12 protein-coding genes are annotated in these 13,296 nt (G+C 72.5%); 4 read left to right on the forward strand and 8 right to left on the reverse strand.

Features of this window, described 5'->3' with window-relative positions; translation table 11 throughout:
* Position 1 precedes the first annotated feature (1 nt).
* Positions 2 to 916: a GNAT family N-acetyltransferase gene (locus K8W59_RS04225; RefSeq protein ID WP_223397508.1), complete on the reverse strand. Its 915-nt coding sequence runs from the start codon at positions 914 to 916 to the stop codon at positions 2 to 4.
* Between the two features lie 78 nt (positions 917 to 994).
* Between K8W59_RS04225 and fdxA the strand changes: the two genes are divergently transcribed.
* Together fdxA and dapC are read left to right on the forward strand one after the other, a co-directional pair.
* The gene (gene fdxA / locus K8W59_RS04230; protein WP_223397509.1) at positions 995 to 1,321 is read left to right on the forward strand and encodes a ferredoxin; all 327 of its coding nucleotides are present in this window, start codon (positions 995 to 997) and stop codon (positions 1,319 to 1,321) included.
* Entirely contained in the window at positions 1,318 to 2,436 is a 1,119-nt protein-coding gene (dapC, locus tag K8W59_RS04235) for a succinyldiaminopimelate transaminase (RefSeq protein ID WP_317846302.1), read from the forward strand. Before fdxA ends, dapC begins: the two co-directional genes overlap by 4 nt.
* A 69-nt stretch (positions 2,437 to 2,505) precedes the next feature.
* Here the strand turns inward: dapC and K8W59_RS04240 are convergent, their stop codons facing one another.
* The 3 genes from K8W59_RS04240 to K8W59_RS04250 are packed head-to-tail and all read right to left on the reverse strand — an operon-like array spanning position 2,506 to position 6,402.
* Positions 2,506 to 3,471 carry a hypothetical protein gene (locus K8W59_RS04240; RefSeq protein WP_223397510.1) on the reverse strand — a complete coding sequence of 322 codons (966 nt, stop codon included), beginning with the start codon at positions 3,469 to 3,471 and terminating at the stop codon, positions 2,506 to 2,508.
* A gap of 1 nt (position 3,472) precedes the next feature.
* Positions 3,473 to 4,429, reverse strand: coding sequence for a 2,3,4,5-tetrahydropyridine-2,6-dicarboxylate N-succinyltransferase (gene dapD / locus K8W59_RS04245; RefSeq protein WP_397195967.1), 957 nt, complete (start codon positions 4,427 to 4,429; stop codon positions 3,473 to 3,475).
* A gap of 44 nt (positions 4,430 to 4,473) precedes the next feature.
* Complete coding sequence (locus K8W59_RS04250; protein WP_223397511.1) at positions 4,474 to 6,402, reverse strand: sensor histidine kinase; 1,929 nt, start codon at positions 6,400 to 6,402, stop codon at positions 4,474 to 4,476.
* A gap of 252 nt (positions 6,403 to 6,654) precedes the next feature.
* Here K8W59_RS04250 and K8W59_RS04255 point away from each other — a divergent pair, with 252 nt between their 5' ends.
* On the forward strand, positions 6,655 to 7,245 hold the full coding sequence (locus K8W59_RS04255; protein WP_223397512.1) for a hypothetical protein: 591 nt from the start codon (positions 6,655 to 6,657) through the stop codon (positions 7,243 to 7,245).
* A 10-nt stretch (positions 7,246 to 7,255) separates the two neighbouring features.
* Here K8W59_RS04255 and K8W59_RS04260 read toward each other — a convergent pair whose 3' ends face one another.
* The 4 genes from K8W59_RS04260 to K8W59_RS04275 form a co-directional block, all read right to left on the reverse strand.
* Complete coding sequence (locus tag K8W59_RS04260) at positions 7,256 to 7,798, reverse strand: DinB family protein (protein ID WP_223397513.1); 543 nt, start codon at positions 7,796 to 7,798, stop codon at positions 7,256 to 7,258.
* An 84-nt stretch (positions 7,799 to 7,882) separates the two neighbouring features.
* Entirely contained in the window at positions 7,883 to 8,326 is a 444-nt protein-coding gene (locus tag K8W59_RS04265) for a VOC family protein (RefSeq protein ID WP_223397514.1), read from the reverse strand.
* Between the two features lie 60 nt (positions 8,327 to 8,386).
* Complete coding sequence (locus K8W59_RS04270; protein ID WP_223397515.1) at positions 8,387 to 8,779, reverse strand: helix-turn-helix transcriptional regulator; 393 nt, start codon at positions 8,777 to 8,779, stop codon at positions 8,387 to 8,389.
* Between the two features lie 4 nt (positions 8,780 to 8,783).
* Positions 8,784 to 9,722, reverse strand: a complete 939-nt coding sequence (locus tag K8W59_RS04275) for a DMT family transporter (protein WP_223397516.1) — start codon at positions 9,720 to 9,722, stop codon at positions 8,784 to 8,786.
* A gap of 322 nt (positions 9,723 to 10,044) precedes the next feature.
* On the opposite strand from K8W59_RS04275, the gene ileS reads away from it, so the two are divergent.
* The gene (gene ileS / locus K8W59_RS04280; RefSeq protein WP_223397517.1) at positions 10,045 to 13,290 is read left to right on the forward strand and encodes an isoleucine--tRNA ligase; all 3,246 of its coding nucleotides are present in this window, start codon (positions 10,045 to 10,047) and stop codon (positions 13,288 to 13,290) included.
* Positions 13,291 to 13,296: the final 6 nt, after the last annotated feature.

Here is a 13,296-nt window from a genome sequence, read left to right on the forward strand (position 1 = left end):
CTCAGGAGCCCGGGGTCAAATAGCGGCACCCGTGGTGCGCGCGGAAGCCCAGGGCGTCGTAGAACGCCCGCGCGGGCGCGTTGTCGGTCTCGACGTGCAGCCACAGGGTGCGGGCTCCCCGGACCGCGCCCCAGTCGAGGAGCTCGGCGAGCACCTGGCGGGCCAGCCCGCGGCGCCGGAGCGGGGGAGCGGTGGCCAGGGCGTGCAGGCCGAGCCAGTCGTCGTCGTACGCCGCACGGCCACGCGCGCCCACCCGGCCGTCCACGAGCAGCTCGGCGAGCACCCGCGGGCCGTCCTCGCTCACCCGGACGTCCTCCGGCGGGGACGGGAGCAGGCGGGCGACCGATCCCAGCGGCGCGACGAGGAAGTCGGTGTCGCCCTCGCCGAGCGGCGTCCACCCGGCTCCGGCGAACGCGGCCTCGGTGTCGGAGTCCCGCTCCACCTGCACCAGCGGCGGCCGGCCGCGGAGCCCGTAGAACTGCCGGATCTGCGCCTCCGCGTCGTCGAACGGCATCCCCGGGTCGCCCATGGCCAGGCAGGAGTTGGCGCGCTTGAAGAGTCGCTCGGCCGGCTCCGGATCGCTGCGGACCAGCCAGTCGCCGACCTCGACCAGGTCGAGCCCGGGGAACACCACCAGCCCGTGCAGCTCGGCGTCCCGGGCGCTCACCCGGGCGCGCACCGACGCCCGGGGCGGCACCGGCTTGCCGGTGACCACGTCCGCCAGCGGCACCGTCACCGGACCGTCGTCGGTGTCCACGGTCAGGGAGTCCGCGGTCCACGCCGTACACACCCCGAGGACGTCGGTGGCGCGGCCGTCGGGCAGCAGGTGACGCACCACGACGCGCTGTCCGACGACGTGCGGACCGAGCCGGTGTCGGCCCGTGTTCGGATCGTGGGGCTCTCCGGTTCCGGGCATGAGGGGATATTAGGCTGGGGGCACTCGGCCCCCGTGGCCGCCATCCGCGCGCATCGCGTGAGTTGTCAGGAGGAACTGGTGACCTACGTCATCGCCCAGCCCTGCGTCGACCTGAAGGACCGGGCCTGCGTCGACGAGTGCCCCGTCGACTGCATCTACGAGGGCAAGCGGATGCTCTACATCCAGCCCGACGAGTGCGTCGACTGCGGCGCCTGCGAGCCGGTCTGCCCTGTCGAGGCGATCTTCTACGAGGACGACACCCCGGAGGAGTGGAAGGAGTACTACGACGCCAACGTGCACTTCTTCGACGAGATCGGCTCCCCCGGCGGTGCGGCCAAGATGGGCGAGATCGACTACGACCACCCGATCGTCGCCGCGCTGCCCCCGCAGGAGCACGACGAGTGAGTCCCGTGGAGGTCGGGGGAGTCTCGCGGAGGCTCCCCGACTTCCCGTGGGACGCGTTGGTCGCGTACGGCGACCGGGCGCGCGCCCACCCCGACGGGATCGTCGACCTGTCCATCGGCACGCCCGTCGACCCCACCCCGGACGTCGCCCGTGAGTCACTCGCCGCGGCCGCCGACTGGCCCGGCTACCCGACCACGATCGGGTTGCCGGCGACGCGGCAGGCCGCCCTGGACTGGCTCTCCCGCCGGCTCGGCGTCGACGGTCTCGGCCTGGACTCCGTCCTGCCGGTGACCGGCACCAAGGAGCTGATCGCGGACCTGCCGCTGCAGCTCGGCGTGGGTCCCGGCGACCTGGTGGTGCACCCGGCCTTGGCCTATCCGACGTACGAGGTGGGCGCCGCGCTGGCCGGTGCACGGGCGCTGGCCACCGACTCGCTGACCGCGATCGGCCCGGAGCGGCCGAAGGTGCTCTGGCTGAACTCCCCGTCCAACCCGACCGGGCGGATCCTGCCCGTCGAGCACCTGCGCAAGGTGGTCGAGTGGTGCCGGGACCGCGGCACCCTGCTGGTCAGCGACGAGTGCTACATCGAGATGGCGTGGGACGCCGAGCCGGTGAGCGTGCTGCATCCCGACGTCTCCGGCGGCTCGCCCGAGGGGATCCTGGCCGTGCACTCGCTGTCCAAGCGCTCGAACCTCGCGGGCTATCGCTGCGGCTTCGTGGCCGGCGACCCCGCCGTGGTCGGCGAGCTGCTGGCGGTGCGGAAGAACCTCGGCCTCCAGCTGCCCGGTCCGCAGCAGGCGGTGATGGTCGACGTCCTCGCCGACGACGCGCACGTCGAGGAGCAGCGCGAGCGCTATCGGTCGCGCCGGGCGACCCTGCGGACCGCGCTGGAGGGCGCCGGCTTCCGGATCGACGACTCCCAGGGCTCGCTGTATCTCTGGGCGACCCGCGACGAGGACTGCTGGGCCACCGTCGGCGCCCTCGCCGAACAGGGGATCCTGGTCGCCCCCGGCGCCTTCTACGGCCCCGCCGGCGCGCAGCACGTCCGGGTCGCCTTCACCGCCACCGACGAGCGGGTCGCCGAGGCCGCCTCCCGCCTCGCCCGCCTCTCCTGACCGCTTCTCTCCTGACCCCCTCCTTGCCGACTCGGCGGGATGGGGGACGGGGGCTGGGTGACAAGAGGGTTAGCCGGGGACGTCGATGTGGACGTGCTCGCGGTGCAGGAGGACGGCGCGGTCGCCGGGGCGGGAGCGGGAGACCTCGTAGTCGCGCCAGCCCTGGCCGCTGCGCCAGGCGGTCCAGATCCGCGCGTCGAAGATCACCGTCGCGATCCCGAGCCGGTCGGCGTTGGCCACCGCCCAGGCCGCCATCGCCCAGCCGCGCTGCTTGTTGGCCGGATTGATCGGGCGGACGAACACGTCGAGCGCCCGACCGGAGTAGTGCGTCGACCCGCTCCGGTGGCCCGAGTCGACGCCCTGCGGAGCGAACCCGCCGAGCGACTGCTGACCGAAGGCCGCCTCCAGCTCCGTCCGGACCCGGGCGGCCGCGGGCACGAGCCCGTCGTCGTTGAGCTCGAGGCTCCCGCCGTCGGGGGTGCCCCGCAGCTCACAGCTGAACGCCCCCGGCCGGGTCTGGCCGGTGAGCGTGGAGGCGAGGACGCGCGCGTCGGCCTCGTGGCCGGCGTACGCCTCGGGGAAGCCCGAGCGCTGCACCTCCTGCGCGGCCTCGGTGATGGGCATCGACTCATAGCCGGGCACCTGCACCAGCTCGTCGTAGAACCGGTTGATGGAGTACTCGGTGTCCATGATCTCCTCCGCCGTCCCCCAACCCTGGCTGGGCCGCTGCTGGAAGAGCCCGAGCGAGTCCCGGTCGCCGTAGTCGATGTTGCGGATGTCGGACTCCTGGTACGCCGTCGCCAGGGCGATCGACGCAGCCCGCGGCGGAAGCCCACGGCGTACGGCGACGGCCGCGATCAGCGACGCGTTCTCCGCCTGCTCCAGGTCGATCTCCACGGTCTGGTCGCCGACCGTGGCGGAGCAGAACTCCCGGCCGGGGATGAGGCTCGGCGCCTGACGGGACAGGATGCCCACACCCGCGAAGACGACCGCGATGACCCCGAGGACCAGCAGCGCCTTCGCGCCGCGACTCACGTCAGTTCGCGTGCAGCGCGGTGTTGAGGGCGATGCCCTCCCCCTGCCACGGCACGGCCTCGATCGTGCCGGTGACCGAGTTCCGGCGGAAGAGCACGTTCGACGCGCCGGAGAGCTCCAGCGCCTTGACCACCCGCTCGCCCTCGGCGTCCTTGACGGTCACCTTGGTCCCGGCGGTCACGTAGCAGCCCGCCTCGACCACGCAGTCGTCGCCGAGCGAGATGCCGATCCCGGAGTTGGCGCCGAGCAGGCAGCGGCGGCCGACGGAGATCACCTGGGTGCCGCCGCCGGACAGGGTGCCCATGATCGAGGCGCCGCCGCCGACGTCGGAGCCGTCGCCGACCAGCACGCCGGCGGAGATCCGGCCCTCGACCATCGAGGAGCCGAGCGTGCCGGCGTTGAAGTTGACGAACCCCTCGTGCATGACGGTGGTGCCCTCGGCCAGGTGGGCGCCCAGGCGCACCCGGTCGGCGTCGGCGATCCGCACGCCCGCGGGCAGGACGTAGTCGACCATCCGCGGGAACTTGTCCACGCCGTACACGATCACCGGCCCGCGGGCCCGCATCCGCGCGCGGGTGAGCTCGAAGCCCTCGACCGCGCACGGGCCCTGGCTGGTCCACACCACGTTGGTGAGCAGCCCGAACACGCCGTCCATCGAGATGGTGTGGGGTACGGCGGCCCGCGAGGACAGCAGGTGCAGTCGCAGCCAGACGTCCTCGGTGCCGGCGGGCGGCTGCTGGAGGTCCTCGATCTCGACCAGCTCCACCTCACGGGTCACTCCCCGGGCGTCGTCGGTGCCCGCGAGGGCGGTCAGCTCGGCGGGAGCCTCGCCTCCGTCGGAGGCGCCCAGCGAGGGAGCGGGGAACCACGCGTCGAGCACGGTGTCGCCGTGGCGGGACACCAGCGCCCAGCCGTGGGCGGAGCGGGGGATTTCGGCAGGTGCGGTCACGTCCCGCATCGTACGGGGCACGACTGAGCGCCGGCTGAGGGCCGGCCGTGGTCTCAGGCGCTGGGCAGGGTGAAGGTGAAGGTCGCGCCGCCGTGCCGGTTGTCGCCCGCGCGGATCCAGCCGCCGTGCCGGCGTACCGCCTCCCGGCACACCGCCAGGCCGATGCCGTGCCCGTCGGCCACGGCGGCGTCCCGGTTGCTGCGGACGTAGTTCTCGAAGATCACCTCGCGATCCTGCGGCGCGATCCCGCATCCCTGGTCGGCGATCTCCACGACCACCCACCCGGAGCCGCCGTCGTGGCTCGCGATCCTGATGCAGGGGTCGCGCTCCTCGGGGGTGTACTTGATCGCGTTGGCGACCAGGTTGGCCAGCAGCTGCCGGGCCAGGTGGTGGTCCGCGCACACGTGGTGCGGCAGGTCCAGCGTCACCTCGGGGGCGCGGTGGCACGCGGCCGCGACCGCGTCGCCCACCACGTCCTCGGCGAGCCGGTCGAGGGAGATGACCACCGGGTTGAGCTCGCTGTGCCGGGTGACCGTGAAGGCCAGCCACTCATCGATCACTCGCCCGACTCCGGCGGAACCGCGCTGCAACCATCTCACCGACTGCGCGCCGCCCTCGAGGTCGCCGGACGCCAGGGCCAGGTCGAGGTGACGCAGCCACATGTCCATGCCCGCCATCGGGCTCTTCAGGTCGTGGGCGACGCTCTCGGCGAAGCCGAGGAGCTGCTCGTGTCGCTCCCGCTGCTCGGTGACGTCGCGGACGAGGATCAGCGCACGCGGCCCCTCGGGCGAGCGCAGCCCGCGGGCGCGGACCGAGAGCACCCGCAGCTCGCCGGTGTGCGGATGGATGAGGCTGACGTCGCCGGAATCCACGCCGCCGGACTCGATCACCGCGGCGATCCGCGCGACCTCCGACTCCTCCAGCGGGGTCAGCCCGTCGGCGGTCCGCAGGCCGAAGTAGCGAGACCACGAGTCCGGCGGGTCCTCCGGAACGGTCGTCCCGAGCACCCACTGGGCCGCCGCGTTGGAGAACAGCACCCGGCCCCGGTCGTCGACCAGGAGCAGGCCGTCGGACATCGACTGCAGCACCGAGTCCTGCAGCTCGCTGAGCGCCTGGGCGTCGGAGCGCTCGCGGCGCAGCTCATCGAGCACCTCCTGGCGCATCTGCCGCAGAATCACCAGCAGCAGGGTGGTCGCCACGGCGGCCGCCGAGGCCGCGTGCACGATCACCTGGCCGTAGACGTCGTCCAGCCCGTGCGGCACGATCGGGCCGCTGGACAGCACCACCAGGGCGACCGCGGCGGTCGTCATGAACACGACCGCACTGCGGTAGGACAGCAGCAGGCCGGCCCACAGGGCGGGCGCCAGCAGCAGCCAGGCGAGCGGGTACTCACGGTGCGCCGAAGCCACCGCCATCGCCACCAGCGTCACCACGGTCAGGGCGACGAGCTGGTGGAGGAGGTACGGCGGCCGCGGGACCCGCCGCTCCGCCGTGGGGAAGTGCGGCAGCATCACCAGCAGCAGGCCCAGGGAGCACTGGACGAACAGGTTCGCCAGCCACCACAGGCCGTCGGTCATCGACAGCCGCGCCGGGTCGATCCCGGGCACGCCGTCGAGCACGATCAGCCACGCGGCCGCACCGAGCGTGGCGAGCTGGCCCAGCCCGAGCTCGACCGGTGTCGAGGGATACCACCGGTTCCCCCAGGCCCGGCGCAGAGCGGTTCCGAGCAGTACGGCGACGCCGACGTTCGCCGCCCCGAGGGCCGCGGCCTCACCGCCGTTCCAGCCGCGGAGCACGGTGATGGTCCCCGTGACCAGGACGGCCTCGGCCACCAGGACCGCGCCCATGGAGCGTCCCTCGGGCAGGGTGCGGGGTCCCCACACGAAGGTGAGCGGGATGAGGACCGCGACGGGGGCCAGCCACAGCGTCCAGAGGGGGTATCTGTCGGAGGCCACGAGCAGGGACAGCGCCGTGAGGGCCACGACGCTCAGACCTCCCAGGAGGGCCTGGACGGCCGTCTTGCGGTGATGGTCGCCCAACGCGAGGCGTGTGGCGACGACTCGGGGAGTGGCTGTGATTGTCACCTTGGCGGACCTTTCCGCCCCTCCCTTTCGATTGTAGGGGCCGCACCGCAGGTCACAAGGGGGGAACCGGCCCCGGCGCAGGCCGTGCGGGGGCTCGCCACCGTGCCGCTCTTCTGGTGGAATGGGCGGGTCACTCTGGGGGGAGAGGCATTGGGGAGCGTCGGATCGCGCCTCCGGCAGCGCCGGATCGCGCGGCTATGGGGATGGCCGCGCTGGGCCGCCCTGCCCCTTCGCCTGTCCCTCATCGTCGGGCTGTGGGTGGCGATGCTGGCCGTCGCGCTCGTCCTCGAGCCACCGCGGGCCGTCGAGGTGCTGGCTCGCGCCGGTCACGTCGTGGCGCTGGCGGTCGCGCTCGGCGCGATCCTGGTCGTCGACTGGCACGGGCTGTTGTGGCTCGCCGGGCGCCGGTCGGTCACCGACGTGCTCCGGGTCTCGGCCGCGACCGGCCCGCTGGTCTGGATCGGGCTGGCCGGCCTCTGCGCCACCGGTCCACTGCTGGTGCCGGACCTGGGGGCGACACCTGCTCGGGTGAAGATGCTGCTGGTCCTCGGCGCGGCGGTGAACGGCGCGCTCCTGCCGCTGACCACGGCCCACCTGCGCGACGTACCCGTCGAGACAGTGATCCGGCAGCTGCCCCGCGCCGTACGCCGTCGCATGGTGCAGGCCACCGTGGTGTCTCAGCTGTGCTGGTGGGGTGCGGTCGCGGTGGGTCTGTGGACGACCGCGTCGCGCCACTACTGAGCCCGCCCGGTCACTGGCCGGTGCGGCCGTCGATGGCCTCGCGCAGCAGGTCGGCGTGCCCGACGTGCCGGGCGTACTCCTCCACCATGTGCACCACCACGTCGCGCACCTCGTGCTGCTCGCCGTGGATCTCGACCGGCGCGTCGAGGTCGAGGGCGGCGTAGACCTCCCGCGCATGGTCGACCTCGCCGTGCCAGAGCTCCCAGGAGGCGGCGACCAGCTCGGGCGTGGGCGACCCGAAGGAGAAGCCGGCGTCCTCGTCGTCGAGGAGCCGGGGCAGGTCCTGTCCCTGCAGGATGCGGCGGAACCAGTGCTGCTCGACCCGGGCGAGGTGCCGGACCAGTCCGAGCAGGGAGAGCGCCGAGGGCGGCACGGACCGCCGCCCCAGCTGCTCGGGGTCGAGGTCCTGGCACTTCAGCTCCAGGGTCATCCGGTAGCGGTCGAGGTAGCCGGTCAGCACCGCCTTCTCGCCCCGGCCGTCCGGGATCGCCGTACGCGGGTCGGCCTCGGGGTCGGCCCACATGTCGTGCTGCTGGCGCGGTTGCTCGCTCATGGGCCCAGCCAACTCGACCGGACGACTGCGGGACAACCCCGGGAGGCCGTCCCAGCCGGCCGGCCAGCCGGGACGGCACACGGGTCAGTCCGCCTGGGGGAGCGGCTGCTTGAAGCGGACCATGTTGCCGACCGGGTCGCGGAGGGCGCAGTCGCGTACGCCGTAGAACTGGTCGGCCGGCTCCTGCAGGACCTCGGCGCCGGAGGCCCGGACGTGCTCGAAGGCGGCATCCACGTCGGCGACGTCGAAGATGAGCGGTGAGAGCAGGCCCTTGGCGAGCAGGTCGTGCAGGTGCTCGGCGTCCGCGCCCGACATCGGCATGCCGCCGCCGGTGTAGTTGTGCAGGACCATCTCGACGTCCGGCTGGGTCGGCGTGGTGAGCGTGCACCAGCGGAAGTCGCCGTTGGTGACGTCGGTCCGGACCTCGAAGCCGAGCACGTCGCGGTAGAAGCCGAGAGAGGCCTCGGTGTCGTTGGTGAAGATGAAGACGTTGGCGATGGACAGGGACTGGATGGTGTCGGTGGTCATGTCCTCGACGCTAGGCCGTCGCGAGCGTCGGGCGCTTCTCCGATCCTGACCGGTTGGCGGTCAGGACCGCCGCGGCCGGGTCGCGTGCTTGACGATGCAACCGGGGACGCCGGCCAGCTCGGCGTGGTCCCGGGCGCGGTAGGCGGTGGGCGTCTCGCCGACCAGCTCGGTGAAGCGGGCGCTGAAGGAGCCCAGCGAGGTACACCCCACCGCCATGCACACCTCGGTCACCGGCATCGTCGTGTTGCGCAGCAGCGACATGGCCCGCTCCACGCGCCGGGTCATCAGCCAGGAGTACGGCGTCTCGCCGAAGGCCGCCTTGAACTGTCGCTGGAAGTGCCCGACCGACATGTGCGCCTCCCCGGCCAGGAGGGGTACGTCGAGGGGCTGGGCGTAGTCGCGGTCGATCCGGTCGCGGGCCTGCCGCAGGCGGATCAGGTCATCGCGCTCCATGCGCTCAGTGTGGCGTCGTCGAGCCGGGACGGCCAGCGACCCGCGGCGGTCGCCGGGTCGCGAGCGCGACGCCGGCGACGGTGATCACCAGGCCCGCCAGCTCGCGGAGCCCGAGGGTGTCGCCGAAGATCGCCCACGCCATCACCGCGGTCACCGGCGGCATGAGGAAGAAGATGCTCGACGAGGCGCCCGCACCGCCGCGCCGCACGACCGCGCCCAGCAGCACCAGGCCCACCACGGAGTTCACGACCGCGAGAAGCACTAGCACCACCGCGCCCTGCACAGGGTCGTGGACCGGGTCCCGCTCGACGAGCAGCGCGAGCGCCAGCAGCGGTGGCGTGGCCACGGCGAACTGCAGCCCGGCCGCCCACCACGGATCCACCCGCGGCGGGATCCACCGCTGCCCGAGGGTGCCCAGGCTCAGGCTGAGCACGCCGAACAGGGCGAGCGTCAGCCCAACCGGGCCGCCCGCCTGCTCGACCTCCGGGCCGAGGACCAACACCACGCCGGCCACGCCGATCGCCAGCCCGAGCACCTGGACCCGGCGGACCCTCTCGCCGAGCAGCAGCCCGGCGAGGACCACCGTGAGCACGGGCGACAGCGAGTGCAGCAGCGCCCCCAGGGTCGGCTCCAGCCCCGCGCGGAAGGCGCCGAACATGAAGCTGAACTGGACTGCGTTCATCATCAGCCCGACCAAGCACACCCGCACGAGCGCGGACCGGTCGATCCGCAGCGGGCCACGGCGCCATCGGGCCAGGGGCATCAGTACGGCGGTGGCCAGGGCGAACCGGGCCGCGAGCAGGCTGAACGGGTCGACCGCCTCCACGCCGAGCGGTCCGAGGATGTATCCGGAGGACCAGACGACCACGAACGCGGCGGCCGGCAGGTAGGGGAACGGCGCCTCCTCGGTCGGTGCGCCGACCGGCCGCCTGCTCGCCGTCACCCCCGCAGCCTCGCACGGCTCACGGATGCTGGCGGAGGGGTGTCCGGAACGGATTGGTGCGGGTCGCGGGAGACGCCGTACGATCGAGGAAGAGGCACCTGAGCCGTCATCAGCGGCGAGCCTCCGGAAGAACAGGTCTCGACACGGCCCGGACGGGCCAAGCCGGTCGTTGCCCCAGTAGACCCGGACGGGCCGGCCCGTCACAGCCGAGAACGAAGTGGCCCCGCCGCTCGGCAGAGCAGCGCGGCAAACGAGGTGGTACCGCGGCGAGAGTCGTCCTCGTGCGAACACACGAGCTGACGAACCCCGCAGGAGCCAGACGATGACCTACCCGAAGGTCTCCCACCTCGCCGAGGACGCCGTGGCGTCCGGCGTCCCCTCCAGCCCGCGCTTCCCCGCGATCGAGGAGAAGGTGCTGGACTACTGGGACGCCGACGACACGTTCCGCGCCAGCGTCGAGCAGCGCCCGGCGGGGGAGAACGGCGAGAACGAGTTCGTCTTCTACGACGGCCCGCCGTTCGCCAACGGCCTCCCGCACTACGGCCACCTGCTCACCGGCTACGTCAAGGACCTGATCCCGCGCTACCGGACGATGCGCGGCCAGCGCGTGGAGCGGCGCTTCGGCTGGGACACCCACGGCCTGCCCGCCGAGCTCGAGGCGATGCGCCTCAACGGGATCAAGACCACCGACGAGATCCTCGAGCTGGGCATCGAGAGGTTCAACGCCGCCTGCCGGGAGTCGGTGCTGAAGTACACCGGCGAGTGGCGCGACTACGTCACCCGCCAGGCCCGCTGGGTCGACTTCGACAACGACTACAAGACGATGAACCCCGAGTTCATGGAGTCGGTCATCTGGGCCTTCCAGCAGCTGCACGAGAAGGGCCTGATCTACGAGGGCTTCCGCGTGCTGCCCTACTGCTGGAACGACGAGACGCCGCTGTCCAACCACGAGCTGCGGATGGACGACGAGGTCTACCAGATGCGGCAGGACCCGGCGGTCACCGTCGGGCTGCGGCTGGACGACACCGGCACCGACCCGGTCCTCGACGGGGCGCTGGCCCTGGTCTGGACGACCACGCCGTGGACGCTGCCGTCGAACCTCGCGGTCATGGTCGGCGAGGACATCGAGTACGTCGTCGTCGAGGCCGCCGTGCCCGGCACCGAGGAGACCGCTCGCTACCTGCTCGCCGAGCCGCGCCTGGCGGCGTACTCCCGCGAGCTCGGCGAGGAGCCGACCGTGGTCGGCCGCTACCGCGGCGCGGACCTGGTCGGGCGGGCCTACACCCCGCCGTTCTCCTACTACCTGGGCCACGAGAACGCCTTCCGGCTGGTCCCGGCGGAGTTCGTCACCACCACCGACGGAACCGGCCTGGTGCACACCGCCGGCGCCTTCGGTGAGGACGACAAGGTGGTCACCGACCGCGAGGGCATCGACCCGGTGATGCCGGTCGGCAAGGACGGCCGGTTCACCGCGCCGGTCGTCGACTACGAGGGGCTGCTGGTCTTCGACGCGAACCTGCAGATCATCGACTCGCTCAAGGAGACCACCCGGGCGTTCGCGGACGAGGAGGGCGGCGTCGGCGGCGTCACCGGCGGCACGGTGCTGCTGCGGCGGGAGACCTACGACCACTCCTACCCGCACTGCTGGCGCTGCAAGCAGCCGCTGATCTACAAGGGCGTCTCGTCCTGGTTCGTCGCGGTGACCGCGGTCAAGGAGCGGCTGCTGGAGCTCAACCAGGAGATCCGCTGGGTGCCCGACCACATCAAGGACGGGATGTTCGGCAAGTGGCTGGAGAACGCCCGCGACTGGTCGATCACCCGCAACCGGTTCTGGGGCTCCCCGGTGCCGGTGTGGAAGTCCGACGACCCGGCCTACCCCCGGCTCGACGTCTACGGCTCCTTCGAGGAGCTCGAGCGCGACTTCGGCCGGCTCCCCGTGGACGCCGACGGCAACCCGGACCTGCACCGCCCGTTCATCGACGAGCTCACCCGGCCCAACCCCGACGACCCGACGGGCCGGTCGACGATGCGCCGGGTGCCCGACGTGCTGGACGTGTGGTTCGACTCCGGCTCGATGAGCTTCGCCCAGGTGCACTACCCGTTCGAGAACACCGACTGGTTCGAGGACCACTTCCCCGGCGACTTCATCGTCGAGTACATCGGCCAGACCCGCGGCTGGTTCTACACCCTGCACATCCTGGCCGGCGCGATCTTCGACCGGCCCGCGTTCGAGACCTGCGTCAGCCACGGCATCGTGCTGGGCAACGACGGCCAGAAGATGTCGAAGTCGCTGCGCAACTACCCCGACGTGCGGGAGGTCTTCGACCGCGACGGCGCCGACGCGATGCGCTGGTTCCTCATGTCCTCGCCGATCCTGCGCGGCGGCAACCTGATCGTCACCGAGCAGGGCATCCGCGACTCGGTGCGGCAGGTGCTGATCCCGCTGTGGAACAGCTGGTACTTCTTCTCCCTCTACGCCAACGCGGCGGGGGAGCGGGGGTACGACGCCCGCCACCGGACGGACAGCGCGAACCCGATGGACCGCTACCTGCTGGCCAAGACCCGCGAGTTCGTCGAGGCGATGACCGAGCAGCTGGACAACTACGAGGTGGCTGCGGCGTGCGACAGCACGCGGTCCTTCCTCGACGTCCTGACGAACTGGTACATCCGCCGCTCCCGCGAGCGCTTCTGGGCCGCCGACGGCCGGGTGGACGAGGACGCCTTCGACACGCTGTACACCGTGCTGGAGACGGTCGCCCGCGCCACCGCGCCGCTGATGCCGCTGGTGACCGAGGAGGTCTGGCGCGGCCTGACCGGCGGACGGTCGGTGCACCTCACCGACTGGCCGTCGGTGGACGGCCTGCCGGCCGACGCCGACCTGGTGGCGGCCATGGACAAGGTCCGCGAGGTCTGCTCGGCGGGCTCGGCGCTGCGCAAGGGCGCGGGGCTGCGCAACCGGCTCCCCCTGCCGTCGCTGACCGTGGTGGTCGCCGACCCGGCCGCGCTGTCCGGCTTCGAGCCGCTGATCGCCGACGAGCTCAACGTCAAGCAGGTGCGGCTGGTCGACCTCGGCAGCGACGAGGCGGCGTCGTACGGCGTGCAGCAGCGGCTCACCGTCAACGCCCGCGCCGCCGGCCCGCGGCTCGGCAAGGACGTGCAGGCGGCGATCCGCGGCGCGAAGTCCGGCGACTGGTCGGTGGCCGAGGACGGCACCGTGACCGCCGGCGGGCTCGAGCTGGTCGAGGGGGAGTACACCCTCGAGACGGTCGCGGGCGGCGAGGGCGCCACCGGCGTGCTGCCCGGCGGCGGCTTCGTCGTGCTGGACACCGACGTCACGCCCGAGCTCGAGGCCGAGGGCACCGCCCGCGACCTGGTGCGGTCGGTGCAGCAGGCCCGCCGGGAGGCCGGCCTGGACGTCTCGGACCGGATCGCGCTCACCGTCACCGGTCCCGAGCCGGTGCTGTCGGCCGCCCGGGCGCACGAGGCGCTGCTCGCCGCGGAGACGCTGGCGACGTCGGTGGACTACGCCGACGCCCCCGCCACCGCGGTGCGGGTCGCCCGGGCGTGAGGTCGC

Origin of the sequence: Nocardioides rotundus (genome assembly GCF_019931675.1) — a bacterium.
Classification (GTDB): domain Bacteria; phylum Actinomycetota; class Actinomycetes; order Propionibacteriales; family Nocardioidaceae; genus Nocardioides; species Nocardioides rotundus.

Excerpts from the sequence above, each read along its gene's own strand:
- K8W59_RS04260 (WP_223397513.1), bottom strand. The coding sequence starts at position 7,798 with ATGAGCGAGCAACCGCGCCAGCAGCACGACATGTGGGCCGACCCCGAG.
- ileS (WP_223397517.1), top strand. The coding sequence starts at position 10,045 with ATGACCTACCCGAAGGTCTCCCACCTCGCCGAGGACGCCGTGGCGTCC.
- dapD (WP_397195967.1), bottom strand. The coding sequence starts at position 4,429 with ATGCGGGACGTGACCGCACCTGCCGAAATCCCCCGCTCCGCCCACGGC.
- K8W59_RS04270 (WP_223397515.1), bottom strand. The coding sequence starts at position 8,779 with ATGGAGCGCGATGACCTGATCCGCCTGCGGCAGGCCCGCGACCGGATC.
- K8W59_RS04225 (WP_223397508.1), bottom strand. The coding sequence starts at position 916 with ATGCCCGGAACCGGAGAGCCCCACGATCCGAACACGGGCCGACACCGG.
- K8W59_RS04265 (WP_223397514.1), bottom strand. The coding sequence starts at position 8,326 with ATGACCACCGACACCATCCAGTCCCTGTCCATCGCCAACGTCTTCATC.